This window comes from Cupriavidus sp. FW305-27, from assembly GCF_058787995.1.
Genome location: NZ_JBYTAG010000059.1, coordinates 12,360 through 38,272, shown reverse-complemented (window position 1 = coordinate 38,272; position 25,913 = coordinate 12,360). Strand labels below are relative to the sequence as shown.

Here is a 25,913-nt window from a genome sequence, read left to right as displayed (position 1 = left end):
GGCCCTGGCCCGGCCGCCCGCCGGGCCATCCAATATTTCCCAGTCAAACTCCGCTGCCGTGAGCTCGCTCGTTTCTGAAATTGCGCGTCGACGCACCTTTGCCATCATCTCCCACCCCGATGCGGGCAAGACCACCCTGACCGAAAAGCTGCTGTGGTTCGGCGGCGCCATCCAGGTCGCGGGCGAAGTGCGCGCGCGCAAGGCCGACCGCCACGCCACCTCGGACTGGATGGAGCTGGAAAAGCAGCGCGGCATCTCGGTGACCTCGTCGGTGATGCAGTTCCCCTACCGCCGGGAGACCGCCGATGGCAAGGCCCAGGAGAACATCGTCAACCTGCTCGACACCCCGGGCCACGAGGACTTCTCTGAAGACACCTACCGCACGCTGACCGCGGTGGACTCCGCGGTAATGGTGATCGACTCGGTCAACGGCGTGGAAGCGCAGACCATCAAGCTGCTCAACGTCTGCCGCCTGCGCGACACGCCCATCCTCACCTTCATCAACAAGCTCGACCGCGAAGGCCGTTCGCCGATCGAGCTGCTTGACGAAATCGAGGAGGTGCTGCAGATCCAGTGCGCGCCGATGACCTGGCCGATCGGCATGGGCAAGGCCTTCCGCGGCGTGTACCACCTGATCAACGACAAGGTCCAGCTGTTCGATCCGCACGGCGAGAAGGGCACGGCCGCGATCCTGGACGGGCTGGACAACCCGGAGCTGGACCGCATCCTGGGCAGCCAGGCCGAAGAGCTGCGCATCGAGATCGAGCTGGTGCGCGGTGCCTCGCACACCTTCGACAAGGACGCGTTCCTCAACGGCAAGCAGACCCCGGTCTACTTTGGTTCGGCCATCAACAACTTCGGCGTGCAGTCGCTGCTGGATGCGCTGTGCGAGCTGTCGCCGCCGCCGCTGGCGCGCAACACGGATTCGCGCGTGGTTGAGCCGCAGGAGCCCAAGTTCACCGGCTTCGTCTTCAAGATCCAGGCCAATATGGACCCGCGCCACCGCGACCGCATCGCCTTCGTGCGCGTGTGCTCGGGCCGTTTCGAGCGCGGCATGAAGCTGCTGCACGTGTCCGCCGGCAAGACCGTGGCGATCAACAACGCCATCACCTTCATGGCGCAGGACCGCAACACCACCGAAGAAGCCTATGCCGGCGACATCATCGGCGTGCCCAACCACGGCACCATCCGCCTGGGCGATGTCTTCACCGAGGGCGAGCCGCTCAAGTTCACCGGCATCCCGTCGTTCGCGCCAGAGTTCTTCCGCCGCGCGCGCCTGAACAACCCGCTCAAGGTCAAGCAGTTGCAGAAGGGCTTGCAGCAGCTGGCCGAGGAGGGCGCCACACAGATGTTCCGCCCGCTTGCTTCTAACGACCTGGTGCTGGGCGCGGTCGGTATCCTGCAGTTCGACGTGGTCGCGCACCGGCTCGAGCACGAGTACGGCGTCGATGCCATTTTCGAATCGCATGAATGCGCGACCGCGCGCTGGCTCAAGGGCACGCCCGCGGAGATCGAGAAGCTGATCGCCAAGGCGGGGCATAACGTGGCGCTCGATGGCGCGGGCGACCATGTCTATCTGGCGCCGAGCATGGTGAACCTGCGCCTGACACAGGAGCGGTTCCCGGAGCTGCAGTTCATGGAGACGCGCGAGATCGTTTGATCGCGTACTAAAGCTGCAAAAGCAAAAACGGCTCGCAACTGCGAGCCGTTTTGCTACCTGAGGGGAGCACCCCCTCAGCCTGATTTCGCCTCAATACGCCAGTGACGCCTGGATATAGAACGTCCGCGGCATCCCCACATACTTGCCCGCATTGTTGTCGGTCGAGCGCGTGAAATAGCGCTTGTCGAACACGTTCTTCACCCCAACCGCCACCTTCAGATTCTGCGCCGACTTGCCGAAGTCATAGCCCAGCCGCATGTTCAGCAGCGCATAACCCGGGATATCGCCCAGCGCACCGTTTGCGCTTTCCGCCGTCTGGTAGTTGGTCGACGTGCTCGGATCGCCCGGCGAACGCTGTTTCGACTGCGCGAAGCCATCGACATTGAGTGCCCAGCGGTTGCGCGCATAGCGCATGCCTACGGTGGCCACGTGGCGCGAATAGAACGGCAGGTCGCGCCCGGCGAAGTTGCCCTGGTTGTAGGTGGCTTCGGTGAAGGTGTAGGTGGCGTATGCCGACAGGCCGGCCAGCGACTTGTCGAGCGCGCCGAAGTCATAGCGCAGCGACGATTCCACGCCACGGTGGGTGGTGGCGCCGAGGTTGGTCCACGCGTCCGGCGCGCCGCCGGTGCCGCCGCGCAGTTGCAGCTCGTCGTCGAAATCGATATTGAACAGCGTCAGCTCGCCGCCCCAGCCGTTGGCGTTGAAGTGCGTGCCGACCTCATACGTCTTGGCCTTCTCGGGCGTCAGGCCGTTGGTGGTCTGCGCGATCTGGAAGTACTGCAGCGGGCCGAACGAAACGCCGGCGTTGGCGAACAGCTTCCACTGGTCGCTGACGTGGTACATCACCGCCAGCGACGGCAGCGGCTCGTTGGACGAGACGTCATTGCGAGCGCCGGTGAAGTTGTCGGTCACATACGATCGGATGAACTCATAGCGCAGGCCCGGCGTGATGGTCCAGCTGCCGACGTTGATGGTGTCGTCGATATAGACCGCATTGGCGGTGGTGCCGCCCGTGCGCGACTGGTACACCGGCGAGCGCAGCGTGGTCGGATCGATGGTGCCCGGGGTGTAGAACAGCGTGCGCGATGCCTTTTCGTCGCTGGCTTCGCGCAGGAAGCGGTAGCCGACGCTGACCTCGTGGCTCATGCTCTCGCCGCGGAACAGCTGCGAGTAGCGCGGCTCGAACGCGAACGTGTGGTAATTGCGCGGGGCCGCGGTCAGGCGGCGCAGGTTGGCCTGCGTGCCGGTGCCTTGCTGCTCGATGTTGCTGCCGCGGAAGCTGTCGGTGTAGTACGTCAGCACCTCGAACTTGCGGTTATTGTCGTTGTGGCTGTACTTCAGGCTGAAGTCGCTGCGGCGGCCGTCGAAATTGTCGTAGGGCCGCACCGACTGGAACGGGTCGGCCGCATACTGGGCCGAAGTCAGGCCGCCGGGCATGCCGGCCCTGCCCTCGTAGTAGTGGAAGGCCGCGCTCAGTTCATCGGTCTTCGAGATCCGGTACGCGCCCTTTAGCATCAGGTCGTCGATATTGACGTGGTCGTTGCTCTTGCGATAGCCGTTGCCATGGATGCCCGAGTACAGCAGCGCGCCGCCCAGGCCGTTGTCGTTGGTGCCGCCGATGAATGCGGTCGGGTTGGTCTTGACGCTGCCGCCGTGGCTGTAGATGTCGGTCGACACCGACGCATCGGCCGCGAAGGTCTTCGGTATCGGGCGCGTCACGAAGTTGATGATGCCGCCCACGTTCTGCGGGCCGTAGCGCACCGAGCCGGCGCCGCGCACCACGTCGATGGTTTCCAGGTTGCCCAGCGACAACGGCGCCATCGACAGCTGCGGCTGGCCGTAGGGCGCCACTGCCAGCGGCACGCCGTCCATCAGGATGGTCGAGCGCGGCGACAGGCGCGAGGTCAGCCCGCGCACGCCCACGTTGAGCGAGACATCGCTGCCGCCGGTGCCGTTGTTCTCCTGCACCTGCACGCCGGGGATGCGACGCAGCACCTCGCGCACGTTGTTGGCGCCGGCTTCCTGGAAGGTCTCGCGGTCGACGATGGTACGCGCGCCGGGATGCTCCAGCACCTTGGCCTCGTTGGCGTTCTCCAGCCAGTTGCCGACCACGGTGACGGCGTTCAGCGTGGCTTCGGGGTTGGCGGCAGGCGCGGGATCAGCGGCGTGGGCCGGCAGGGCGGCAAACTGGGCGAACAGCAGGGCGGCGCCGATGGCACCCCCGGAAAGGCGGAAAGCGGGCTGCAAGATGGATTCCTGAGAAGCAGCGCGTTCCGCAAGCCAAGGGGAGGGACGTCGTGGGCGGCCGCGCCAATGGGCCGAGATTATAAATGCGAGTGATTCTCAGAAGCGAAACGGCCAGCACCCGCCGCCCGGGATTGTGGTTTATGTGCATCAATGTGCAGACGTCCGGACACCTAAAAGAGGTGAATTACTAACATTTTTTTCGATAGGTGTGCGCGTGTGGGCATCTGTATGCAGGTATTCAGCAGGCGCTTTAGAATCTTGCCTTTGTGCACTGCAATGGCTGTCGTGGCGTCCTCAACGGCACGGCGGCGCTGGGCGGTGCGCAGCCATCTCCGCCTCCCTCCCGCATCCATGTCTTCCCCAGCCACCGTCCAGGCCGCCGCGCCGGACAGCGTCTTCCGCGACGCCGTTTTCCGCCGTTACTGGTTCGCGCGCCTGTGCACCACGATTGGCTACCAGATCTTTACGGTGGCGGTCGGCTGGCAGATGTACGACCTGACCCGCGACCCGCTGATGCTCGGCATGGTCGGGCTGGTGCAGTTCCTGCCGTCGGTGGTGCTGATCCTGATGTCGGGGCACGTGGCCGACCGCTTCGACCGGCGCCGCATCGTGCGCACCTGCCAGGCGATCGAGGCGCTGCTGGCCGCCGGCATGGCCGTGGCCAGCCTGAGCGGCTGGATCGACAGCCATCACATCTTTGTCTTCGTCGCGCTGATCGGCGCCACGCGCGCGTTCGAGACCCCCACGCTGCAGGCGCTGCTGCCCAGCGTGGTGACGCCGCGCCAGCTGCCGCGCGCGGTGGCGCTGGCCAGCTCCGCCGGGCAGGCCGCCATCATCATCGGCCCGGCAATTGGTGGCTTTGCCTACGTGGCCGGGCCGGGCGTGGTCTATGGGCTGAGTGCCACGCTCTTTGCCATTGCCGCCGTGCTGGTCAGCGGCATCACGCTGCGCCAGGCCGCGCAGCGCCTGACCGCGCCGGTCAGCGTGCGCACCGTGTTTGCCGGGTTTGCCTATATCCGCAGCCGCCCGGTGCTGCTGGGCGCGATTTCGCTGGACCTGTTCGCGGTGCTGCTGGGCGGCGCCGTGGCGCTGCTGCCGATCTACGCGCGCGACATCCTGCACACCGGGCCGTGGGGCCTGGGGCTGCTGCGTTCGTCGCCGGCGGTCGGCGCGCTGGTAATGGCGCTGTGGCTGGCGCGCCGTCCGCTGAACCGGCGCGCCGGGCGCATCATGTTCGGCGCGGTGGCGCTGTTCGGGGTGGCTACCGTGGTGTTCGGCGTATCGACCTGGCTGCCGTTGTCGATGGTGGCGCTGGTGGTGCTGGGCGCCTCGGACATGATCAGCGTGGTGGTGCGCTCCACGCTGGTCCAGCTCGACACCCCGGACGACATGCGCGGGCGCGTGGGCGCCGTCAATTCGGTGTTTATCGGCGCCTCGAACCAGTTGGGCGAGTTCGAGTCCGGCGTCACCGCGGCATTGCTGGGCCCGGTGGGCGCGGTGATCCTGGGCGGCGTCGGCACGCTGCTGGTGGTGGCGCTGTGGATGCGGCTCTTTCCCGCGCTGGCCGCGCGCGACCGGCTGCACGATCATCCGGCCTGACCCATTGCCGGGGCAGGGTGCGTACCCGTTTCTGCGTCCCTGTCGATGCCCGGATGGCGGTATCGCCGACCCCTATTCGCCAACTTTCGTCGCTGAAAGTTGTGCCGCACAGCCGGCCCGCCGCGCCGAGCCTGGCCTGGCTGCCCCTGGTTCCTCCCTCGCTCGGATTTTTCTGATCCGCCGCCAGCCTTGATTGCACAAGGGCTGGCGCGCCTGCACGCAACCGCGTGACGCAATCGCCGGAAACCAAATCCCGCCTTGCTTGTCCCCTTCACTGTATTGCCGTGCCGGCATTGTCGGTGATCGTCCGACATCGCGCCGGCAACGTGCGGCAAGTTGTCAAGCGGGAAATTCCCCGCCAGGCGCCTGGGGCCGATCTGGCAGCCCGCTGCCGCACGCAGAAACGGGTACGCAGCACCGCCTGTCTCCTCCATAACAACCGCAAACGGAGCCGCTCCCATGGACCTGAACTTCATCGATGCGAACAAGCTGGAGGCGGGCTGGACTTACCTGGTCCAGTTCGCCATCAACCAGGGAATGAACTGCCTGGCAGCCATCCTGATCCTGATGGCCGGCTGGTGGCTGTCGGCCCGCGTGGCCCGGGGCGCCCGGCGCGCGCTCAGCGGCACGCACGTGGACGAGACCATGCGCCCGCTGCTGGCCAACGCGCTGCAATGGATGGTGCGCGTGCTGACCATCGTGCTGGTGCTGTCGCAGTTCGGGGTGCAGACCGCCAGCATCATCGCCATGCTGGGCGCCGCGGGCCTGGCCATCGGGCTGGCACTGCAGGGCACGCTGCAGAACATTGCCGCCGGCATCATGCTGGTGCTGCTGCGGCCGTTCCGCGTCGGCCAGTACATCGATGCGCAGGGGGTGGCCGGCACCGTGCGCGAGACCGGCCTCTTCATGACCGAGCTGACCACCTTCGATGGCGTCTGCCTGCGCGTGCCAAACGGCAAGCTGTGGGGAAGCGCCATCACCAACTACAGCGAGAACGCCACGCGGCGCGCAGACATCGAGGCCACGGTGACCTTCGACAGCGATGTGCAGCGCAGCCTGGAAGCGCTGCGCGCGATGCTCGCGCGCGAGCCGCGCCTGCTGGCCGAACCCAGGCCCGAGACCATGGTGGTCAACTACACGCAGCAGGGCATCACGCTGAACGTGCGCTACTGGACCTCGAATGACGACTACTGGAACGTGCGTTTCGCGTTCTACGAGCGCATCAAGCATGTGCTGGAACAAGCCGGCAGCAAGCTGGCGGTGCCGATCCAGGAATTGCACGTGCCGGGCGCCGCCTCGGTGCCGGGTGCGGTGAAGGTGGCCGACAGTGCGCCATCGGCGAGCGCGCCGCACCCGGCCGGGGGGGCCCCGCGCCAGCCGGTGCAGCACCTGGGCTAGCCGAGCACGGGTGCGTTGTTGTCGTCGTCGTCCTCGTCCGAAAACAGCGTGCAGGCGCCGCTTTCCGCGGTGCTGACATGGCGGCGGAAGGTGGCGAACAGGTCGCGGCCCACGCCGTGGCGATTGGCGCTGAGGTCCGGACGGGCAGGCGCGCGCGCCTGCCATTCGTCATCCGGCACCAGCACCTCGAGCACGCCCGCGGGCGCATCCACGCGCATCATGTCGCCGCTGCGCACGCGCCCGATCGCGCCCCCGCGCAGCGCCTCGGGGCAGACGTGAATAGCCGCCGGCACCTTGCCCGACGCGCCCGACATGCGCCCGTCGGTCACCAGCGCCACATGGAAGCCGCGGTCCTGCAGCACCGTCAGCGTGGGCGTGAGCTTGTGCAGCTCGGGCATGCCGCACGAGGCCGGGCCCTGCCACGGTAGCACCGCAACGAAGTCTCGCTCCAGCTCGCCGCGCTTGAATGCGTGCAGCACATCGTCCTGATGCTCGAACACCATCGCCGGTGCCTCCACCACCTGGTGCTCGGCCTTGACCGCAGAGGTCTTGATCACCGCGCGGCCTAGCCTGCCGTCCAGCACCTTGATGCCGCCGTCCGGCGCAAAGGGCGCGTCGGCGGCGCGCACGATGCTGTCGTCGAGCGGCGCGGCCGGGCCGTCGATCCAGGTCAGCTTGCCGTCGCGCAGCACGGGTTCGCGCGTGTAGTCCTGCAGCCCGCGGCCGACGATGGTGGTCACGTCGTCATGCACCAGGCCCAGCGACAGCAGCCCGCGGATCACCACGGGCAGCCCGCCTGCGGCCTGGAACTGGTTCACGTCGGCCTTGCCGTTCGGGTACACGCGCGCCAGCAGCGGCACCACGGCCGAGAGCTCGTCAAAGTCGTCCCAGCCCAGCACGATGCCGGCCACGCGCGCCATCGCGATCAGGTGCAGCGTGTGGTTGGTGGAGCCGCCGGTGGCCAGCAGCCCGACGATGCCGTTGACGAAGGCGCGCTCGTCCAGCACCTCGGCCACCGGCGTATAGCGCTCGCCGCCGTGCACCAGCTTCAGCGCCTGGCGCGCGGCCTCGCGCGTGAGCGCCTCGCGCAGCGGTGTGTTGGGGTTGACGAAGGCCGTGCCCGGCAGGTGCAGGCCCATCATCTCCATCAGCATCTGGTTGGAATTGGCGGTGCCGTAGAAGGTGCAGGTGCCGGGGCCGTGGTAGGAGCGGGTCTCGGCCTCGAGCAGTTCCTTGCGGCCGATCTTGCCTTCGGCGTAGAGCTGGCGCGTGTGCGCCTTTTCGTCGTTGCTGATGCCGGTGGTCATCGGCCCGCCCGGCACGAACACGGCCGGCAGGTGGCCGAACGACAGCGCGCCCATCACCAGCCCGGGCACGATCTTGTCGCACACGCCCAGGTACAGCGCGGCATCGAACATCTGATGCGACAGCGCCACCGCCGTGGCCAGCGCAATCACATCGCGCGAGAACAGCGACAGGTCCATGCCGTCCTGGCCCTGCGTGACGCCGTCGCACATCGCGGGCGTGCCGCCGGCAAACTGCGCGGTGCCGCCGGCCTCGAGCGCCGCTTCCTTGAGCCACTGAGGGAAAGCCGCCAGCGGCTGGTGCGCCGACAGCATGTCGTTGTAGGCCGAGACGATCGCCAGGTTGGGCCGCTCGTCGGCCTTCAGCCGGATCTTCGCGGCGTCCGGCATGGCAGCCACCGCATGGGCCAGGTTGGTACAGGAAAGCTGCGCGCGTTCGACCTTCTGCCCGGCCATGGCGTGGGTGCGGTCAAGGTACGCCTGGCGCGAGGCGGCGCTGCGGGAGACGATGCGGGCGGTGACCCGCTCGAGCACTGGATGACGTGGCATGGGGTTCTCCTGCGGGGGAGCTTTCAGCCTAGCGCACTTTGCCGCGTACCGCACGATCCACTGCGCAGCACACGCAGAAACGGGTACGCTTCGCGCTCCGGTCATGCCTTTGCCAAGCAAGTGCCGCGGCCTGCGCCTCGCCAAGCGCTGGCGAGTCACGTAAACTGGCCACACCGCGCGCCTTCCATGGCGGGTCCTCAAATCGCTAAAGGAGTCCAGGGTGAGCATGCCTGATTTCGACATGGTGCTGTTCGGCGGCACCGGCGACCTGGCGCGGCGCAAGCTGCTGCCGTCCCTGTTCGATGCCCACCACGCCGGCCTGCTGCATCCGGCCGCACGCATCCTCGCCACCGGCAGCCAGCCGCTCTCGACCGCGGACTACCTCGCCTCGCTGGAGCAGACCGTGCGCCCCGGGCTAGCCCATGCGCCGCCCGAGTCATGGGACAAGTTCTGCGCGCGCATTGTCTACGTGCAGGCCGATGCACGCGTGCCCGCGCATTTCGATGCGCTCGCGGAGCAGGTGCTGGCACGCAAGCCTGAAGTGGTGGTGTGCTATCTCGCCACCGCGCCGCACCTGTTCGTGTCGATCTGCGAGCAGCTGGCACGCACCGGCCTGAACACGCGCCAGGCGCCCAACGTGCGCATCGTGCTGGAAAAACCGCTGGGGCATGACCTCGAATCCAACGAGGCAATCAACTCGGCAGTGGCGAAGTTCTTCGCCGAAGAGCAGATCTACCGCATCGATCATTACCTCGGCAAGGAGTCGGTGCAGAACCTGATGGCGATCCGCTTCGGCAACGCGCTGTTCGAGCCGCTGTGGCGGCGCGAGTGGGTGCAGGACGTGCAGATCACCATCGCCGAAGAACTCGGCGTGGAAACGCGCGGCGACTTCTACGACCGCACCGGCGCGCTGCGCGACATGGTGCAGAACCACTTGCTGCAGCTCTTGTGCATGGTGGCGATGGAGCCGCCGGCCAGCCTCAGCGAAGATGCCATCCGCGACGAGAAGATCAAGATCCTGAAGGCGCTCAAGCCGATCACGCCGCAGGACGTGGCCGAGAAGACCGTGCGCGGCCAGTACCGCTCCGGTGCCATCGGCGGCAAGCCGGTGCCGGGCTACCTGGAAGAAGCGGGCATCGCGCCCGACAGCCGCACCGAGACCTTTGTCGCGATCAAGGCCGAGATCGCCAACTGGCGCTGGGAAGGCGTGCCGTTCTACCTGCGCACCGGCAAGCGTATGCAGTCGCGCGTGGCCGAGATCGTGATCCATTTCCGCGACGTGCCGCACGCGATCTTCCCGCGGCCGCTGACGCTGTCGCCGCAGAACCGGCTGGTGATCCAGCTGCAGCCGGAAGAAAGCATCCGCCTGTACTGCCTGGTCAAGCAGCCTGGCGACACGCTGGAGCTGACGCCGACCTCGCTCGACCTGGACTTTGCCAACTCGTTCAAGGTGCGCCGCGCCGGCGCCTACGAACGCTTGCTGCTCGACGTGATCCGCGGCCGGCTGGGCCTGTTCGTGCGCCGCGATGAACAAGTGCAGGCCTGGCGCTGGGTCGAACCCATCATCGACACCTGGGATGCCAGCACCGTGCCGCCCAAGCCCTATACCGCCGGCACCTGGGGACCGGCCGCGTCGTCGGCGCTGATGTCGCGCGACGGCGGGCTGTGGCACGAGGAAGCCTGAGCCATGCGCTCGCAGAATCGCAAAGGAAACCATCATGCGCGTGTTTGAGCATCCCACCCCGATGGACCAGGCCGAGGCGCTGGCCATCTCCATCGGCAATGCGCTGGAACTGGCCATCCGCGTCAAGGGCTGGGCGGTGCTGGCGGTCTCGGGCGGACGCTCGCCGGTGGCGATGTTCGAGCGGCTGCGCCACCGGCACGTGCGCTGGGAAGCGGTGACCATCACGCTGGTCGACGAGCGCGTGGTGCCGCCCGAGCACGCCGACAGCAACGCCGCCCTGGTGCGCGCGCACCTGCTGCGCGAGGCCGCTGCCAGTGCCGCTTTCGTGCCGCTGATTGCCGATGCGCAGGACGCTGCCGCGCCGGCACAGGCGGTGGCGCGCGCCAACAGCGCATTCCGCCAGCCAGACGTGGTGGTGCTGGGCATGGGCGAGGACGGCCATACCGCCTCGCTGTTCCCGGATGCGCCCGAACTGCAGGGCGCGCTGAGCGAGCCGCAGCCCGGCTACGTGATCACGCGCCCGTCAGCCGCGCCGCATGCCCGCATCACGCTCAACCTGGCGGCGCTGCTGGCCACCGAGCGCGTGTTCCTGTCAGTGTCGGGCGCGGCCAAGGCCGAGGTGCTCGAACGCGCGCTGCAGGGCCCTGTGCCGTCGTTGCCGGTCAGCCTGGTGCTGTCACGGCACCGGCACGGGCTTGACGTGTTCAAGACCTGACAGACTGATTCCCAAGCGGAGCACTACCCGACACCATGGCCACCACTGCATCCTCCTGCGCTGACTTCCCCCGCCTGCTCGGCGATGTGGGCGGCACCAACGTGCGCTTTGCACTGGAAACCGCACCAATGCGGATCGGCCCGGTGACCGCGCTGAAGGTGGCCGATTTCCCGTCGCTCGAAGCAGCCCTGCGCCAATACCTCGACGGACTTTCCGCGTCGGGCAAGCCGGTGCCGCGCCACGCGGCGATCGGCCTGGCCAACCCGGTGACCGGCGACCAGGTCCGGCTCACCAACCACAACTGGTCGTTCTCGATCGACGGCATGCGGCGCGCGCTCGGGCTGCAGACGCTGGTGGCCATCAACGACTTCACCGCGCTGGCGCTGGCCCTGCCGTACCTGCCTGCCGACGGGCTGGTGCCCGTGCGTGCCGGCACCGCGGTGCGCACCGCGCCGCTCGCGCTGGTCGGGCCGGGCACCGGGCTGGGCGTTTCCGGCCTGGTGCCGGCGCCGGGCGGAGCAGCCGTGGCGCTGGCCGGCGAAGGCGGCCATATCGAGCTGATGCCCGACACTGACGACGAATGGATCGCCTGGCGCGCCGCCCATCGCAACGTTGGCCGGGTGTCGGCGGAGAGGCTCCTGTGCGGCAGCGGCCTGTCGCATATCCATGCCGCGCTGGCCGCAGAAACGGGTACGCTTTTGCTCGCGCCGCTGTTGCCGGAGCAGGTCACCACCGGCGCCTTCGAGCGCCACGACCCGCTGTGCCAGCGCGCCATGGCGGTGTTCTTCGGCCTGCTCGGCTCGGTTGCGGCCGACATCGCCCTGGTGCTGGGCGCACGTGGCGGGGTCTACCTGGGCGGCGGCATCCTGCCACGCTTCGTGCCTGCGCTGCAGGCCTCGGCCTTCGCCGAGCGCTTTGTCGCCAAGGGCCGCATGCGCGGCTGGCTGGAGGCCGTGCCGGTCCACGTCATCACCGCCAGCCACCCCGCGCTGCCGGGACTGGCGCGCGCACTGGCCGAGCAGCTCGACGGCCGCGGCCGGAACGCATAGCCATGCGCGTGCTGCTGGTGGAAGACGACGCCATGATCGGCGACAGCGTCAAGCTGGCGCTGCGCCAGGAAGGCTTTACCGTCGACTGGGTGCGCGACGGCGACGCGGGCCTGGCCGCGGCCAGCACCGCGCAGCACGGCCAGGCGTGCTATGACCTGATCCTGCTCGACCTCGGCCTGCCGCGGCGCCCGGGCCTCGACGTGCTGCGCACCTTGCGCGCGCGCGGCGTGCCGACGCCGGTGCTGATCCTGACCGCGCGCGATGCCGTCGCGGATCGTGTCGCGGGGCTCAATGCCGGCGCCGATGATTACCTGGTCAAGCCCTTTGACCTGCAGGAACTGGCGGCGCGCATGCACGCGCTGGCGCGCCGTGCCGCCGGCCGGGCGGAACCGCTGGTCAGCTACGGCGACATCGTGCTCAACCCCACTACCCGCGAGGCCACCCACCGCGGCGAGCCGGTGCGCCTGTCGGCGCGCGAGTTCGCGCTGCTGGCCGCGCTGATGGCGCGGCCCGGCAAGGTCTGGTCGGTGCCGCAGCTGCAGGAGCGGCTGTACGGCTGGGACGATGAAGTCGGCAGCAATACCGTCGAGGTCTATATCCACGCGCTGCGTAAGAAGTTCGGCGCGGCGCTGATTCGCAATATCCGCGGCGTGGGCTATGTGGTGCCGCGCCTCGATGGGGATGCAGCATCCGTGGGCGAAGGAGACACCCCCTGATGCGCTCCATCCAGCGAACCCTGCTGTGGTGGCTGGCCGCGGGCCTGCTTGCCGGCATCGCCGTCGCCACGGCGCTGATCTACGGGCAGGCACGGCAGGAAGCCAACGCGCTGTTCGACTACCAGATGAAGCAGATGGCCGCGGCATTGCCCAGCCAGTTCGCCGACCCGGTGGCGCCGCCTTTCCTGGGCTCGCCCGGCGACCTGACCCACGCCGACGAGGATGTGGTCATCCACATCTGGGACGGCTCCGGCCGCAGCCTGTACCTGTCGCATTCGCACCCGGCGCTGCCCGCGCGTGCGGAACTGGGCTTTTCCAACGTGACCACGCAGCAGGGCGAATGGCGCCTATACAGCATGCAGCTTGGGCCCACCGTGGTGCAGATCGCGCAGCCGATGAGCGCACGGCGCACCCTGGCCGCGCGCATGGCGCTGCGCACCGTGGCGCCGCTGCTGTTGCTGCTGCCGCTGCTGGGCTGGCTGGTGTGGATGGCAGTGGGGCGCGGCCTGCGCCCGCTGCGCGAAATTGCCACCGAAGTGCGCGCGCGCGACGCCAACACACTGGCGCCGCTGGCCGTGCGCCAGATGCCGGACGAGATCGCTCCGCTGAGCGCAGCGCTGAACCAGCTGCTGGCGCGGCTCTCGCACGCCATCGACACCCAGCGTGCCTTCGTCGCCGACGCCGCGCACGCCCTGCGCACGCCGCTGGCAGCGCTGCAGTTGCAGGCACAGCTGGTGGAGCGCGCCGCCAACGGCGCAGCGCGTGACGAAGCGATCGGCAAGCTGCGCCAGGGGCTGGAGCGGCTGACCCACCTGGTCACCCAGCTTTTGACGCTGGCACGGCAGGAGCCGGGCGCAGCCATGCCCCGGCACGAACCGGTGGAGCTGCATCAACTGGCCGCAAGCGTGGTCGCGGACATGGCGCAGGCAGCGCTGGATCGCAATATCGACCTTGGGCTGGACGGCAGCAAGGACACGTCGCCGGTGGTGGTGCGTGGAGATGTGGATGCGTTGCGCATCCTGCTGACCAACCTGCTGGACAATGCGCTGGCTTATATCCCTGCCGGAAGCCGTATCGATGTGCTGGTGGGTCGCAGCGCCGATGGGCGCGCCGTTGAGCTGGTTGTCAGCGACAACGGGCCGGGGATCCCCGCTGAGGAGCGGGCGCGCGTGTTTGACCGGTTCTATCGGGTGGCCGATGCGCCGACCGGCGGCAGCGGGCTGGGGCTGGCCATCGTGGCGGAGATTGCCCAGTCGCATGGGGCGCGGGTGGTGCTGGAGGATGCGGGGCCGGGGTTGAGGGTGAGGGTGGTGTTTGGGGCCGGGTAGATCTTAGCTGCTGCTTGGGCTGTTGTCGGCGTACCGTTGTCCAATGCAAGAGCTTGCCCCTCAGCCCACCGGCGTCAACAACCCCTCCCCAGCAAAATGCCGCCGCGCATTCTCCAGGAACTGCGTCACGGACGCCGTGATGGCCTCCGGCGACCAGCCAGCCACATGCGGCGTCAGCACGACGTTAGGACAGTCGAACAACACCACCGGCGGCGCCGGCTCGCTCTCATAGACATCCAGCCCCGCCCCGCCAAGCTTGCCAGCGCGCAGCGCTGAAGCCAGCGCTTCGGTATCCACCACGCTGCCGCGCGCGATATTGACGAGGAACCCGGCCGGCCCGAGCGCCGCCAGCACGCTTGCATCGACCAGGTGCCGCGTACCTGCCCCGCCCGGCGTGGCGATCACCAGGTAGTCCGCCCAAGCGGCCAGCGCACCGATGCTGTCGAAGTACCGGTACCCGGCATCTTCGCGCGGCTTGCGGTTGTGATAGCCGATCTCCAGGTCGAAGCCTTCGCCGCGCCGGGCAATACGCCGGCCGATGGTGCCCAGCCCGACGATCCCCAGCCGCTTGCCAGAGACATTGGGCCGCAGCGGCAGTGCAGTGCGCCAGGTGCCTGCGCGCGTGGCCGCGTCCAGCTGCGGCACGGCGCGCACGGTCGCCAGCAGCAGCGCGAAGGCGTGGTCGGCCACGCAGCTGTCGTTGGTGCCGGCGCCATTGGCCACGGCGATGCCGCGTGCGCGGGCGTGGGCCACGGCGATGTTCTCGAAGCCCGCGCCCAGTGCGCACACCAGTTCCAGTGCCGGCATCGCGTCGATCTCCGCCGCGGTCAGGCCGGTGGAGCCGATGGTCAGTACCGCGCGGATGCGTTCGCCCTGCGTGGCGATCTGCGCGGCGCGGCCTTCGGCGTCTGGCGCGTAGAGGATCTCGAATCGTTCGGCAATGGCGTCGCGGTGGTGGGTGGCGACTTGGGTCAGGATCAGCAGCGTGGGCTTCATGGGGGACAGCGGAGCAGGCGATGGAGTCGGAGAAGGGTGACAGCGGGTGGGATGCACCCGGAGTCCGTCACGCGGATAGCGGGCAGACGTCACATTCTAGCGCTGCGGCGCCGGGCTTGCCGAAGGCGACAGCACGCGCGGAGGCACGCAGAAACGGGTACGCTTTGCCCGCGGCAGCGGGGTTTGCGATCGGTCTTGCAGAATGGAATATGCCTATAAACAAGGGTCGAACGCGTTTCCCGAAGGGCCGGCGATGCCGTTCCGCCGGTTTCGGCGAGGCACGCAGAAACGGGTACGCTTTGCTGCCACGACCCGCTCGGCGCCATGCCCGCACCACACCGTTGCGTATCATGCGTGTTCTCTTCCTCACTCGCGAAAGAATGACATGCGCGCAATCGGCAACTTCCTCTGGTTCATCCTTGGCGGCGTGGTCATGGGCCTGGCCTGGTGGCTGGTTGGGCTGCTGGCCTTTATCTCGATCATCGGGATCCCCTGGGGCAAGGCCTGCTTCGTGATCGGCACTTTCACCTTTTTCCCGTTCGGCAAGCAGGCCATCAGCCGGCGCGAGCTGAGCGGACGCGACGATGTCGGCACCGGCGCGCTGGGGCTGGTCGGCAATGTGCTGTGGTTTGTCTTTGCCGGCGTGTGGCTGGCCATCGGCCACGTGATGGCGGCGGTCGCCAACTTCGTAACCATCATCGGCATCCCGTTTGCGATCCAGCACCTGAAGCTGGCCGGCATTGCGCTGGCGCCGATCGGCCAGACCGTGGTCACCAATGAGGTGGCCGACGCAGCGCGCCGCGATGGCGCGCGCGTGCAGGTGGACAACCTGCGCCGCTGAAGGATCAGGCGCCGGCGTCTTCGGCGCCTTCTTCGTCCTGCTGGCCGGCGTGCGCGACCAGCCGGTCGAGCAGGCTGCCCAGCAGCGCCCGTTCGGCGTCGCTCAGGCAGCCGAAGATCTCTGCATTGCGCCTGGCGATCATCGTGATCGCCTGCCGGTACAGCGGCTTGCCCTGTGCTGTCAGTGACAGCACCACGCCGCGCCCGTCGGCCTCGCTGGCCTCCTTGCTGACCAGCCCGCGCGCCACCAGCGCCTGCGCAGAGCGGCTGGCCTGGCCCTTGGTCAGGTTGGCGCGGTGCGCCAGCTCGTTGACCGACAGCGGCGCAAAGGCGCCGATCGCGGCCAGGCAGCGGCCCTCGCCGAGCGGCAGGCCGCATTGCTCCAGGTAGGCGGCGGCGCTGTCCTTGTCGCTGAGCTTGTTGACCTGGTGCAGGCGGTAGGTCAGGAACTGGTCGAGGCGTGGCAGTGGCTTCATGGCGTGTCCTTGTCAGGCGTCGGCATTCTAGCCCTATGTTCCCTATTTCTGGCTGCGCGCCTCGGCTTCGTCGATCAGCGCGAGCACCGGCGCCAGCGCTTCCTGCCGGCTCATCAGGCCCAGGCACACCATTGCCAATAGCAGCGGGGTGCGCGCTTCGCCGGCACGGCCCATGGCCTCGCACAGATGGGTGTAGGCGAGGTCGAGGTCTTCAGCTTGCATGGCGGGCTCCGGTTTGCATCAGGGGGGCAAGGGTGGCGCGCACGGCGTCCCATGACGGTTCGCGCCAGCGTGCCAGGACATAGCCATCGGGGCGGATCAGGTAGAGCGTGCCGGGTCGTGCGCCGTAGCGGGCGTGGGCCTGGCCGGCGACGTCGGCCAGCGCCGTGGCGCCGGCCACGTTGCCGCCGGTGACCACCACGTGTGTCTGCATGGCGTCCGGATGCGCATGCGCGAACGCGGCCAGTGGCTCGGGCAGCGTGGGCGCATCGCTGAAGTACAGCAACGTGAACCGTTGCCCGAAGCATTGCGTGAGGTGCACGACCTCGTCGGGGCCTGCCACGCGCATTTCCGGCGCGGGCAGGCCGGGCGCGGCGCCAGGACAGTCGTCGCCAAAGTCGCTGGGACCGTTCAGCGCCGAATCCGTATAGGCAATCGGTGCCGACTGCCGCGGATTGATCAGTGACCGCACCGCGGGCTCATGCTGCGCCAGACGCAGCGTGGCCTCGCGCATCAGCCGGAAGGCAAAGTCGGGCGGTGCCATGAACTCGGTGCTCTTGGCGCCGTAGGCGATGTTCTGCCGCGTGGCATGCACGCGTTCGGTCGAATAGGAATCGAGCAGGCTTTCGGGCGCCTGGCCGCGCAGCACCCACGCCAGCTTCCAGGCCAGGTTGCCGGCATCGTCCAGCCCGGAGTTGAGCCCGCGCACGCCAAAGATCGGCACCAGGTGCGCGGCGTCGCCGGCAAACAGCACGCGGCCGTGGCGGTAGTCCTGCAAGGTCAGGCACTTGGCGTTGTAGATGGAGATCCACAGCGGCCGCCACGGCTCGGTCTCGCCGATCATGTCGAGGTGACTCTGCACGCGCGGCAGCACGTTCTCCGGCTTGACGGCTTCATCGGGGTCTTCGTCGTCGCGGATCTGGTAGTCGATGCGCCAGACATCGTCAGGCTGGCGGTGCATCAGGATGGTCGATCCGGGGTTGGAAGGCGGGTCGAACCAGGCCAGCCGTTCCACCTCGCGCCGCGTCTTCTGCACGATATCGACGATCACGTAGCGGCCTTCGTACTGGGTGCCTTCCATGCGCAGGCCCAGTTGCTCGCGCACGGTGCTGCGCCCGCCGTCGCAGGCCACCAGCCATTGCGCGTCGACCTGCACCACGCCTTCGTCTGTCTGGATCTCGGCCACGACGCCGCTGCCGTGCTGGCGTACTGCTTGCACGCGCGCGCCGAAGCGCACATCCGCTGGCGCAGCGCCGTGCAGCGCGGCGTCGTGGGCGAAGGCCTCCACGTAGTACTGCTGGATATTGACCATCGGCGCGAAGCGCTCGCCGGGCTCGCTGGGCATGCGGAAATGCAGCACCTCGGCATCGCGGTAGTAGCTGCGCCCGCCCACCCACGGCAGGCCGGTTTCGACGGTGGCGCGGTCCGCGCCCACCCAGCCGAGGATCTCCAGCGAACGCCGCGCCATGCAGATGGCCCGGCTGCCGGCGCAGTAGCCGTCGTCGGCTTCCACCACCAGCGCGGCAATGCCCTGGCGCGCCAGCAGTGCGGCCAGCGTCAGGCCGACCGGGCCGCCGCCGGCAATCAGTACCGGCACGCGCTGCGGCCATGGGCGCGATGACGAGGGCGGCGGTGCCGGCGGCACGGCCGCGTGGGGAGCGGTGGAGTCTGGCATGGCGGGGCTGTGGTGTCTCTGCGATGTAGTTGTGTGCGCAACTATATCGACCAGATGGTTGCGTGCGAAACTAGTGTTAACCCGGCCGGGCATCGGCCGCCCGGCGAAAGTCGGAGACAAGTCGCACATTGCTGCAGGGCGGCCTTGGCCTATGCTTCGCAAGAGGCACGCTGCCTCAGCCCGCCCGCTGCGCCATGCCCACGCTCCCGACCGACGCCGCACCCCGCGCCACCAGGCTGCCCTCGCCGGGCAGCTGGCAGTACCACGTGCTGCTGGGCGCGGCAGGCATGCTGGTGCTGGGGCCGCTGGGCGGCATCGCTGCCGCGTATATGAATTTCTCGCTGGGCTTCTTTGTTGGCGGGCAGGTGCTGGCGGGCATCCTCGGCTCGGTGGTGACGGCGGGCTATGGCGCGCCCGGGCGCCACGGCGCCAACTACATCCAGACCGCGGCGGCGTCGGTGGCGGGCATGGGCGGCATGGCCGTGGTGCTGCAGGCGATGGCGTGGCTGGGCATGGCGCAGCCGCCGCTGTGGCAGCTGGTGCTGTACATGCTGTGCATCGGCATGTTCGGGGTGGGTGTGGGCATGCTGTACACGCCATTGCTGGTGGACCGGATGCAGCTGACCTTTCCGTCGGGGCTGGCCGTGGCCAATATCCTGCGCGCGCTGACCGATCCGGCGCTGCTGCGGCGTTCGGTGGCGCGGCTCGGGGGCGGCATGGCACTGGGCCTGGGCTGCGGCCTGGGCGCCGCGCGCATGCCGTGGCTGGCGGCGCTGGACCTGTCGGCCGCGACCTTCGGCGCCGGGATGATCGTCGGCGCGCGCGTGGGCATTGCCGCGCTGGTGGGCGGGCTGGCCGGCTGGGCCATGACCCCGTGGTTTGTTGCCGCGGGCTGGATGGCGCCTGGCGAGCCCTATCGCAAGGCCACCTTCCTGGTGGCCCTGGGCATGATCATGGGGGCGGCTGCGGTCGATGTGGCCTTGCTGCTGGCGCAGGCGTGCCGCCAGTGGCGCGCGCGCCGCCACCCTGCGCCGCGGCGCGGGCCGGGCATGGGCTGGGTGGCGGCCTGGGCGCTGCTGTGGGGCGCGGCCACGGTGGCGGCGGGCGTGGCATGGTTCGGCCAGCCGTTGGGTTTCCAGTTGATGGCCGTGCTGCTGGTGCTGGTGTTTGCGCTGGTCAACGGCATCTCGGTCGGCATGGTCGACCAGAACCCGATCTCGTCGGCCTTCGTGCTGTCCGTGATCCTGATGGCCGCCGCCGGGCTGCGCGCGCCCCATGTCGGGCTGATCGCCGCCACGGTCTTGCTGGTGGCCACGGCCGAGGCGAGCGACATGCAGCAGGACCGCTCCACCGGCTGGCGCCTGGGCAGCGACCGCATGGTGCAGTTCGGCTACCAGGTGGCGGGCATCGTCGTGGGTGCGCTGGTTGCGGTGGCGATGGCACGGCTGTTCATGCATGCCTACCCGGTGCTGGCGCTGGACCAGACCAGCCTGCCGGCCGACCAGCAGCCGGCGCGCTGGACCTCGGCCATGACATACAAGATCGTGGGCGTGCTGCACGGGCTGGCGCAAAGCCGTGCCGGCCAGCATGTGGCAGTGGCAACGGGCCTCGCGCTCGGCCTGGCTACCGCGGTATTGCGCAAGGCCATCCTCGGCCGGCAGGCGTGGCAGCGCTTCGCGCAAGCCAGCCGGCGCGGGCGGGTGGCGGATTTCCTGCTCGATGCGGTGATCCTGCCTTCGCCCTATGCGTCATCTTTCGGCGGCTTCGTCAACCTGGCGGCGGCCGGGTGGATGGCGGCCGGCGGCGTGGTGGCGAGCGTGGCCGCCGCCGTGGCCAGGCCCGCAAGGCCGGCCCGGGGTTTGCCGCAGGATATGAGCACGGCATCGCTGGTCGGTGGCGGCCTGATCGCGGGCGATGCGCTGGCGGCGCTGGCCATCGGCGTGGCGGGCCTGTTATCCGCCACATTGGGTTGAGGCCGGCTGCGATTGTCAAATTATACTGACGCTTCTGTCCAAGTTTCAGTGGATTGTCAAATCCCGCGACCAGCGTACCATAGGCGGCCAGACTGACGCACTGGCTTGACCCGGAGAATCATCATGGCCCTTGACCAAGAATCCTTTGCCCTGCTGCGCGCCTCGGTGCAGCGCTTCATCGACGAACGCCTGAAGCCCGCCGAAGACACGCTGGAGGAAACCGACGACGTGCCCGCCGAGATCGTCGCGGACATGAAGGAGATGGGCCTGTTCGGCATCTCCATCCCCGAGAACTACGGCGGCATCGGCCTGTCGATGTCGCAGGAATGCGATGTGGTCTACGACCTGGGCCATACCGCCTTTGCCTTCCGCTCGGTGTTCGGCACCAACGTCGGCATCGGCTCGCAAGGCATCCTGATGGATGGCACCGAGGAACAGAAGCAGCAGTACCTGCCGCGCATCGCCAGCGGCGAGCTGATCATCTCGTTCGCGCTGACCGAGCCCAATGCGGGTTCCGACGCGGCCTCGCTGCAGACCAAGGCGGAGCTGGATGGCGACCACTATGTCATCAACGGCACCAAGCGCTTCATCACCAACGCACCGCGCGCCGGCGCCTTCACGCTGATGGCGCGCACCGGCGGCGCGGGCGCTTCGGGCATCTCGTCCTTCATCGTGCCGGCCGACACCCCGGGCATCTCGCTGGGCAAGCCGGACAAGAAGATGGGCCAGCGCGGCACCAAGACCTGCGACGTGGTGCTTGAGAACGTGCGCGTGCCGGCCGCCAATATCATCGGCGGCGTGCCGGGCGTGGGCTTCAAGACCGCGATGAAGGTGCTCGACCGCGGCCGCCTGCATATCTCGGCGCTGGCCTGCGGCATGGCGCATCGCCTGATCACCGACGCTGTGGCCTATGCCAGGGAGCGCAAGCAGTTCGGCAAGCCCATCGGCGACTTCCAGCTGATCCAGGCGATGCTGGCCGACAGCCAGGCCGAGCTCTACGCCGGCCTGTCGATGGTGCGCGACTGCGCCCAGCGCTACGACGCCAAGCCCGCCGGCAAGAGCGATCCGGAGGTCAGCATGCTGGCCTCGTGCACCAAGATGTTCTGTACCGAGATGGTGGGCCGCGTGGCCGACCGCGCGGTGCAGATCCATGGCGGCGCCGGCTATATCGCCGAGTACAAGGCCGAGCGCTTCTACCGCGACGTGCGCCTGCTGCGCCTGTATGAAGGCACCACGCAGATCCAGCAGCTGATCATCGCCAAGCAACTGCTGCGCGACTGACCAGGTAAACGCCCCGCGCGGCAGGAGTCGACATGAACACGATGCAGTTACGCGGGCCGGACAGCCCGCTGCAGGCAGGGCATGATGGCGATGCGCCGCACCGGCTGCGCGCCGTGGTGGCAACCTATCGTCCCACGCTGCAGGCCTATACGCTGGCGGTTTCGCCGGCCGAGCTGATGGCGCTCTGCGCGCTGCCGGCAGAGATGGCGGGCGGTGTGGGCGGCACCTGCGATCCACGCGCGCACGCGTACCTGGCGCGCTTGCGTGGCGAGGTCCAGGCCAGCGGCATTGCGTTGCCGGGTGCAATCGTGGTCGCGGTCAGCGGCGGCAGCCTGCAATGCGAGTCTGACCACCTCTACACGCTGTCGCTGCATCCGCGCCGTGGTGACCGGCTGATCGTGCTGGACGGCTATGAGCGGCTGCTCGCGCTTGCGCATGGCGAACGGCGGCAATGCAAGACGCTGGTGTCGGCGGTGCTGTGGCGCGCCGCGCTGGATGTTGCCGCGACGGTGCCGGCGGCGGAGGCCGCCAACGAAACGATCGACGCGGCCGTAGCGCAGTCGTCGTGCGCGGCGCGTTGGGCCAACGCCACGCGGGTGTGGCATTGACCGGGGCATCGGGCACGAAGAACGTGCTCAGCGCAATATGACGGAAGCCGCCTGCATGGCGGCTTTTTCTCTTCTAGTGGCCCGGCGTGCGCGCAAGCCGCTTATTGCGGCCACACGCCATCGACATCGCGCAGCAGGTGGCCGGCGAGGATATAGTCCCCGAGCCGCGTGGCCTTGGCCTCGAGGTCGAGCAGTTCATGGTCCGCCAGCGTCCCGAGATCGAACTGGCAATAGAGATTGCGTTGACGGAACGTGGCCTTGGGTTTGGCCAGCCCTTCGATCAGGGCTTCGCGGGAACGGACGGCGATGCTTTCTTGTCCGCGATACTGCACCTTGATACCGCGCTTTTCTCCGAGCCTGCCGAGTTCGACGGCATCCTGCCATCCTGTCTCGTAGTCCAGCTCAAGCGCCAGCACACCTTCCGAGGCCAGAAGCCTGAGCGCTTCTGCCTTGCTGCCAGCTCGCACGATTGACATCCACACCTCTTATATCGACTTATACTGTACGAATATACAGTCAACCCGGGGTCGCGGCAAGGGGCTTGCACCGGACGCCTGCCGAGCGCTCCCTGCCTTGCCACTGCGATGTTGCGCTGGCCGCGCCTGCGGCCTTTCGCCAGTGCAGCCGAATATTGTTTCCTGCGTATGTCAGGGCTGCGCCTGCGGTGCCGCGCCGGCCGCTTCGTTGCCTGTGCTGCCGGCCGCGCCGGAGCCACTTCCGCTGCCGGTTGCGCCCGCCTGCGCCGGTGCGCCGCTGAAGTCGCCAGCATAGACGCGCGACAGCGTGCCTGGCTGCATGTAACGCCGAATGGCCGCGTTGACGGCGTCCGGCGTGGCGTTGCGCAGGCGCTCTTCGAGTTCGGCGGTGAAGGCCATGGTGCGGCCCAGGTAGAGCTGGTTGGCCAGCGCGCCGGCCAGCGCGGCGTCGTTGCTGCGGCTGACCATGCCCTGCTGCAGCAGGCCGCTGACGGCCTCGGCCAGTTCCTGCGCGGTGATGCCGTCGCGCACGAAGCGCTCCAGCTCCTCGGTCACGGCGCGTTGCAGGCGCGGCAGGTTCTGCGGTGCGTATTGCGCCTGCAGGCCGAAGCGTCCCGCGCGGTCGAGCGCGCCCACCTGCACCCAGCTGCTCGCGCCATAGCTCAGGCCTTCCCGCTGCCGCAGCCGGTCAGCCAGGCGGCCGCGCAGGCTGGCGCCGCCGAGCACGCGGTTGGCAATCATCATCAGCGCATAGTCCGGCGCGTCGTTGGTCAGGTCGATCGGCGTGGAGGCCAGGTAGATGGCATTGGCCTTGCCCGGCGCGGGCAGCGTGAACTCCGCCGGCGGGATCGGCACAAAGGGGCGCTCGACGCGCGCGTAGGGCTGTTGCGCGCTCCAGTCGCCGAACAGCTGCGCTGCCTGCGCGGCCGCGGCCGCGGCATCGAAGTCGCCCACCAGGCTCAGTTGCGCATGGCCCGCGCCATAGAAGCGCGCGTGGAAGTCGCGCACCTGCGCCAGGGTGGCGGCCTGCAGGTCGGCGATGTTCTCGGCAAAGGTGCGCGCATGGCGCGGGTCGCCAGCGGGGTAGGGGTCGCCATGGCGGCCCAGCGCGTTAGACGCCATCACGCCCGGCTCGCGCCGGATGCTCTCGATCTCCGCGATGCTGGTCTTGCGCAGCGTCTCAAACTCCGCCTCGGGGAAGGTCGGTGCGCGCAGCAGGTCGCGCAGCAGGGCCAGCAGTTCCGGCAGGTGCGCGCGGCGCGTCTCGAAGCTGACGGTCACGCGCTCAGAGCTGCCAGAGATGCCGACGCGCGCGCGCAGCGCCTCGATGCGGTCGGCGATCTGCTGGCGGTCCATGCCAGCCGCGCCGCGTCGGAGCATGGAGGCGGTCAGCGCGCCCACCGTGGTCAGCCCCTGCAGGCTCTGCGTGTCGCCGATGCGCAGCACCAGCGCGCCGTGCACCACTTCACCGCGCGCCGGCTTGGGCAGCAACGCCAGCTGCATGCCGTTGGCCAGCGTCTGGCGCGTGGTGTGGGCCTCGATATTGGCGGGGCTGGGATCGAATGCCGCCACCGCGGCCATCGCCTGCCTGCCCTGGTAGCCGCTGACCATGGCCGTGACATCGGGCGCCGGCGGCACCTGCGCGCGCGACGGCTGCTCGGCGGGAAGGAACACGCCCACGGTGCGGTTCGAGGCCTGCAGGTAGTTCAGCGCCACGCGCTGCACGTCTGCCAGCGTGGTGGTCTCGATGCGGTCGCGCGCCAGGAAGAACAGGCGCCAGTCGCCCTTGGCGATGGCCTCGGACAGCGCCACGCCGAGCGCGCCGGGATCGTTCATGTAGTGCTCGTACGCGTTGCGCATGCGCACGCGCGCACGTTCCAGCTCGGCCTCGGTCACGGGCGCCTCGGCAAAGCCCTCGACCTGCGTGATCAGCCCGGCGCGCGCAGCCGCGAGCGGCTGGTCTTTGGACGTCTCGACCATGAGCAGCAGTGCCCCCGGGTCCTTCATCGCATAGAGCGCGGTGCCGACCGACACGGCCTGGCCACGCTCGACCAGTGCCTTGTACAGCCGCCCGCCCGGCGTATCGCCGAGGATGAGGGTCAGCAGCGAGAGTGCCGTGCTGTCCGGATGCGCACCCGGGCTGACGTGGTATTGCGCGGCGACCAGGCTGTTGTCGCCGGGGCGCATCACTACCAGTTCGCGCGCGCCTTCCTGTGCGGGCTCGACGGTATGCTCGGGCGGCAGCACGCGCGTCGGGCGCGGGATTGGCCCGAAGTAGCGCTCGATGCGTGCCAGCGTGGCGGCGGGATCGAACTTGCCGGCCACCACCAGCACCGCGTTGTCGGGCTGGTAGTAGCGGCGATAGAAGGCGCGCAGGCCGTCGATGCTGACGTGCTCGACATCGCTGCGCGCGCCGATCGGGGCCTTGCCGTAGTTGTGCCAGCGGTAGGCGGCGGCCATGGTCTGCTGCATCAGCATGCGCCCGGGGCTGTTCTCGCCCATTTCCATCTCGTTGCGCACCACCGTCATCTCGCTGTCCAGGTCGGCACGCGAGATCACGCTGTTGACCATGCGGTCGGCTTCCATGCGCAGCGCCCAGTCGAGGTTTTCATCGTTGGCGCTGAAGGTGCCGAAGTAGTTGGTACGGTCCTGCGCGGTGGTGCCGTTCACGCTCATGCCGCGCCGGGCGAACTCGGTCGGGATGGTCTTGCCGGGCAGCGATGGCGTGCCCTTGAACAGCAGGTGCTCGAGCAGGTGGGCCATGCCGGTCTCACCGTAGTTCTCATGGCGGCTGCCGACCAGGTAGGTGATGTTGACGGTCGTGGTGGCCTTGGCCGCGTCCGGTGCCAGTACGATGCGCAGGCCGTTGGGCAGGCGGTATTCGGTGATGCCTTCGACCGATGCCACCTGCGTGGCCATGGCAGGCGTCGTCGTGGGGGCGGTCTGCACCGGCTGTGCCAACGCCGGCGCGCAGGCAAGCGAAGCAAGCAAGGACAGGTGCAGGGCAGTGCGGCGCATGGCGTCTCCGGGCGGGCGGTGGCAGTGGGTTGGCGGGTGAGGCACGAAGCGCATTCTAGCCGCCGCCCCTGCCAGGAACTGTGCCGCAGCCCACGCCCGCGC

The 25,913-nt window shown here is 68.6% G+C and carries 20 protein-coding genes; 12 read left to right on the top strand and 8 right to left on the bottom strand.

Features of this window, described 5'->3' with window-relative positions:
- Nucleotides 1-58 precede the first annotated feature (58 nt).
- Nucleotides 59-1,660, top strand: coding sequence for a peptide chain release factor 3 (locus tag AC3WRI_RS24875; protein ID WP_010811156.1), 1,602 nt, complete (start codon nucleotides 59-61; stop codon nucleotides 1,658-1,660).
- Between the two features lie 90 nt (nucleotides 1,661-1,750).
- Here AC3WRI_RS24875 and AC3WRI_RS24870 read toward each other — a convergent pair whose 3' ends face one another.
- The gene (locus tag AC3WRI_RS24870; RefSeq protein ID WP_492294272.1) at nucleotides 1,751-3,907 is read right to left on the bottom strand and encodes a TonB-dependent receptor family protein; all 2,157 of its coding nucleotides are present in this window, start codon (nucleotides 3,905-3,907) and stop codon (nucleotides 1,751-1,753) included.
- A gap of 351 nt (nucleotides 3,908-4,258) precedes the next feature.
- Here AC3WRI_RS24870 and AC3WRI_RS24865 point away from each other — a divergent pair, with 351 nt between their 5' ends.
- Together AC3WRI_RS24865 and AC3WRI_RS24860 are read left to right on the top strand one after the other, a co-directional pair.
- Nucleotides 4,259-5,506, top strand: coding sequence for an MFS transporter (locus AC3WRI_RS24865; protein ID WP_454750614.1), 1,248 nt, complete (start codon nucleotides 4,259-4,261; stop codon nucleotides 5,504-5,506).
- 459 nt (nucleotides 5,507-5,965) lie between these two features.
- The gene (locus AC3WRI_RS24860) at nucleotides 5,966-6,904 is read left to right on the top strand and encodes a mechanosensitive ion channel family protein (RefSeq protein WP_492294270.1); all 939 of its coding nucleotides are present in this window, start codon (nucleotides 5,966-5,968) and stop codon (nucleotides 6,902-6,904) included.
- On the opposite strand, the gene edd is transcribed toward AC3WRI_RS24860, so the two are convergent.
- Nucleotides 6,901-8,757, bottom strand: a complete 1,857-nt coding sequence (gene edd / locus AC3WRI_RS24855; protein WP_011617963.1) for a phosphogluconate dehydratase — start codon at nucleotides 8,755-8,757, stop codon at nucleotides 6,901-6,903. The two genes, AC3WRI_RS24860 and edd, sit on opposite strands and share 4 nt — an antisense overlap.
- A 226-nt stretch (nucleotides 8,758-8,983) precedes the next feature.
- Here edd and zwf point away from each other — a divergent pair, with 226 nt between their 5' ends.
- Genes zwf through AC3WRI_RS24830 form a run of 5 tightly spaced genes read left to right on the top strand, consistent with a single transcriptional unit; the run spans nucleotide 8,984 to nucleotide 14,249 of the window.
- A complete protein-coding gene (zwf, locus tag AC3WRI_RS24850; protein ID WP_011617962.1) occupies nucleotides 8,984-10,441 on the top strand; it encodes a glucose-6-phosphate dehydrogenase in 1,458 nt (485 codons plus the stop codon).
- A 34-nt stretch (nucleotides 10,442-10,475) separates the two neighbouring features.
- Complete coding sequence (pgl, locus tag AC3WRI_RS24845; protein ID WP_011617961.1) at nucleotides 10,476-11,156, top strand: 6-phosphogluconolactonase; 681 nt, start codon at nucleotides 10,476-10,478, stop codon at nucleotides 11,154-11,156.
- A gap of 35 nt (nucleotides 11,157-11,191) precedes the next feature.
- Nucleotides 11,192-12,205 (top strand): glucokinase, encoded by a 1,014-nt coding sequence (gene glk / locus AC3WRI_RS24840; protein WP_011617960.1) that lies wholly within the window; start codon nucleotides 11,192-11,194, stop codon nucleotides 12,203-12,205.
- A 2-nt stretch (nucleotides 12,206-12,207) separates the two neighbouring features.
- A complete protein-coding gene (locus AC3WRI_RS24835; RefSeq protein ID WP_011617959.1) occupies nucleotides 12,208-12,921 on the top strand; it encodes a response regulator transcription factor in 714 nt (237 codons plus the stop codon).
- Complete coding sequence (locus tag AC3WRI_RS24830) at nucleotides 12,921-14,249, top strand: sensor histidine kinase (protein ID WP_011617958.1); 1,329 nt, start codon at nucleotides 12,921-12,923, stop codon at nucleotides 14,247-14,249. The genes AC3WRI_RS24835 and AC3WRI_RS24830 overlap by 1 nt, the downstream gene beginning before the upstream one ends.
- Nucleotides 14,250-14,309: 60 nt before the next feature.
- Here AC3WRI_RS24830 and AC3WRI_RS24825 read toward each other — a convergent pair whose 3' ends face one another.
- Nucleotides 14,310-15,245 carry a 2-hydroxyacid dehydrogenase gene (locus tag AC3WRI_RS24825; RefSeq protein ID WP_439669504.1) on the bottom strand — a complete coding sequence of 312 codons (936 nt, stop codon included), beginning with the start codon at nucleotides 15,243-15,245 and terminating at the stop codon, nucleotides 14,310-14,312.
- Between the two features lie 385 nt (nucleotides 15,246-15,630).
- Here AC3WRI_RS24825 and AC3WRI_RS24820 point away from each other — a divergent pair, with 385 nt between their 5' ends.
- Nucleotides 15,631-16,086 (top strand): YccF domain-containing protein, encoded by a 456-nt coding sequence (locus AC3WRI_RS24820; protein ID WP_010811167.1) that lies wholly within the window; start codon nucleotides 15,631-15,633, stop codon nucleotides 16,084-16,086.
- Nucleotides 16,087-16,090: 4 nt separating this feature from the next.
- Here the strand turns inward: AC3WRI_RS24820 and AC3WRI_RS24815 are convergent, their stop codons facing one another.
- From AC3WRI_RS24815 to AC3WRI_RS24805, 3 genes are read right to left on the bottom strand one after another with little or no spacing between them, the layout of a single operon-like run.
- Complete coding sequence (locus tag AC3WRI_RS24815; protein ID WP_010811168.1) at nucleotides 16,091-16,561, bottom strand: MarR family winged helix-turn-helix transcriptional regulator; 471 nt, start codon at nucleotides 16,559-16,561, stop codon at nucleotides 16,091-16,093.
- Nucleotides 16,562-16,603: 42 nt separating this feature from the next.
- Nucleotides 16,604-16,783: a hypothetical protein gene (locus AC3WRI_RS24810; RefSeq protein ID WP_011617955.1), complete on the bottom strand. Its 180-nt coding sequence runs from the start codon at nucleotides 16,781-16,783 to the stop codon at nucleotides 16,604-16,606.
- Nucleotides 16,773-18,455 (bottom strand): FAD-dependent oxidoreductase, encoded by a 1,683-nt coding sequence (locus tag AC3WRI_RS24805; protein WP_492294269.1) that lies wholly within the window; start codon nucleotides 18,453-18,455, stop codon nucleotides 16,773-16,775. Before AC3WRI_RS24805 ends, AC3WRI_RS24810 begins: the two co-directional genes overlap by 11 nt.
- 194 nt (nucleotides 18,456-18,649) lie before the next feature.
- Between AC3WRI_RS24805 and AC3WRI_RS24800 the strand changes: the two genes are divergently transcribed.
- From AC3WRI_RS24800 to AC3WRI_RS24790, 3 genes are all read left to right on the top strand, one after another.
- Entirely contained in the window at nucleotides 18,650-20,428 is a 1,779-nt protein-coding gene (locus tag AC3WRI_RS24800; RefSeq protein ID WP_011617953.1) for an OPT/YSL family transporter, read from the top strand.
- Nucleotides 20,429-20,551: 123 nt separating this feature from the next.
- Nucleotides 20,552-21,709: an acyl-CoA dehydrogenase family protein gene (locus tag AC3WRI_RS24795; RefSeq protein ID WP_010811172.1), complete on the top strand. Its 1,158-nt coding sequence runs from the start codon at nucleotides 20,552-20,554 to the stop codon at nucleotides 21,707-21,709.
- A gap of 32 nt (nucleotides 21,710-21,741) precedes the next feature.
- Nucleotides 21,742-22,317 carry a hypothetical protein gene (locus AC3WRI_RS24790; RefSeq protein WP_011617952.1) on the top strand — a complete coding sequence of 192 codons (576 nt, stop codon included), beginning with the start codon at nucleotides 21,742-21,744 and terminating at the stop codon, nucleotides 22,315-22,317.
- Nucleotides 22,318-22,418: 101 nt separating this feature from the next.
- Here the strand turns inward: AC3WRI_RS24790 and AC3WRI_RS24785 are convergent, their stop codons facing one another.
- Together AC3WRI_RS24785 and AC3WRI_RS24780 are read right to left on the bottom strand one after the other, a co-directional pair.
- Nucleotides 22,419-22,793, bottom strand: coding sequence for a hypothetical protein (locus AC3WRI_RS24785; RefSeq protein WP_010811174.1), 375 nt, complete (start codon nucleotides 22,791-22,793; stop codon nucleotides 22,419-22,421).
- 171 nt (nucleotides 22,794-22,964) lie between these two features.
- Nucleotides 22,965-25,811: a M16 family metallopeptidase gene (locus AC3WRI_RS24780; protein ID WP_011617950.1), complete on the bottom strand. Its 2,847-nt coding sequence runs from the start codon at nucleotides 25,809-25,811 to the stop codon at nucleotides 22,965-22,967.
- Nucleotides 25,812-25,913: the final 102 nt, after the last annotated feature.

Coding starts and splice junctions, on each gene's coding strand:
- AC3WRI_RS24865 (WP_454750614.1), top strand. CDS start 4,259: ATGTCTTCCCCAGCCACCGTCCAGGCCGCCGCGCCGGACAGCGTCTTC.
- AC3WRI_RS24860 (WP_492294270.1), top strand. CDS start 5,966: ATGGACCTGAACTTCATCGATGCGAACAAGCTGGAGGCGGGCTGGACT.
- edd (WP_011617963.1), bottom strand. CDS start 8,757: ATGCCACGTCATCCAGTGCTCGAGCGGGTCACCGCCCGCATCGTCTCC.
- zwf (WP_011617962.1), top strand. CDS start 8,984: ATGCCTGATTTCGACATGGTGCTGTTCGGCGGCACCGGCGACCTGGCG.
- pgl (WP_011617961.1), top strand. CDS start 10,476: ATGCGCGTGTTTGAGCATCCCACCCCGATGGACCAGGCCGAGGCGCTG.
- glk (WP_011617960.1), top strand. CDS start 11,192: ATGGCCACCACTGCATCCTCCTGCGCTGACTTCCCCCGCCTGCTCGGC.
- AC3WRI_RS24835 (WP_011617959.1), top strand. CDS start 12,208: ATGCGCGTGCTGCTGGTGGAAGACGACGCCATGATCGGCGACAGCGTC.
- AC3WRI_RS24830 (WP_011617958.1), top strand. CDS start 12,921: ATGCGCTCCATCCAGCGAACCCTGCTGTGGTGGCTGGCCGCGGGCCTG.
- AC3WRI_RS24825 (WP_439669504.1), bottom strand. CDS start 15,245: ATGAAGCCCACGCTGCTGATCCTGACCCAAGTCGCCACCCACCACCGC.
- AC3WRI_RS24820 (WP_010811167.1), top strand. CDS start 15,631: ATGCGCGCAATCGGCAACTTCCTCTGGTTCATCCTTGGCGGCGTGGTC.
- AC3WRI_RS24815 (WP_010811168.1), bottom strand. CDS start 16,561: ATGAAGCCACTGCCACGCCTCGACCAGTTCCTGACCTACCGCCTGCAC.
- AC3WRI_RS24810 (WP_011617955.1), bottom strand. CDS start 16,783: ATGCAAGCTGAAGACCTCGACCTCGCCTACACCCATCTGTGCGAGGCC.
- AC3WRI_RS24805 (WP_492294269.1), bottom strand. CDS start 18,455: ATGCCAGACTCCACCGCTCCCCACGCGGCCGTGCCGCCGGCACCGCCG.
- AC3WRI_RS24800 (WP_011617953.1), top strand. CDS start 18,650: ATGCCCACGCTCCCGACCGACGCCGCACCCCGCGCCACCAGGCTGCCC.
- AC3WRI_RS24795 (WP_010811172.1), top strand. CDS start 20,552: ATGGCCCTTGACCAAGAATCCTTTGCCCTGCTGCGCGCCTCGGTGCAG.
- AC3WRI_RS24790 (WP_011617952.1), top strand. CDS start 21,742: ATGAACACGATGCAGTTACGCGGGCCGGACAGCCCGCTGCAGGCAGGG.
- AC3WRI_RS24785 (WP_010811174.1), bottom strand. CDS start 22,793: ATGTCAATCGTGCGAGCTGGCAGCAAGGCAGAAGCGCTCAGGCTTCTG.
- AC3WRI_RS24780 (WP_011617950.1), bottom strand. CDS start 25,811: ATGCGCCGCACTGCCCTGCACCTGTCCTTGCTTGCTTCGCTTGCCTGC.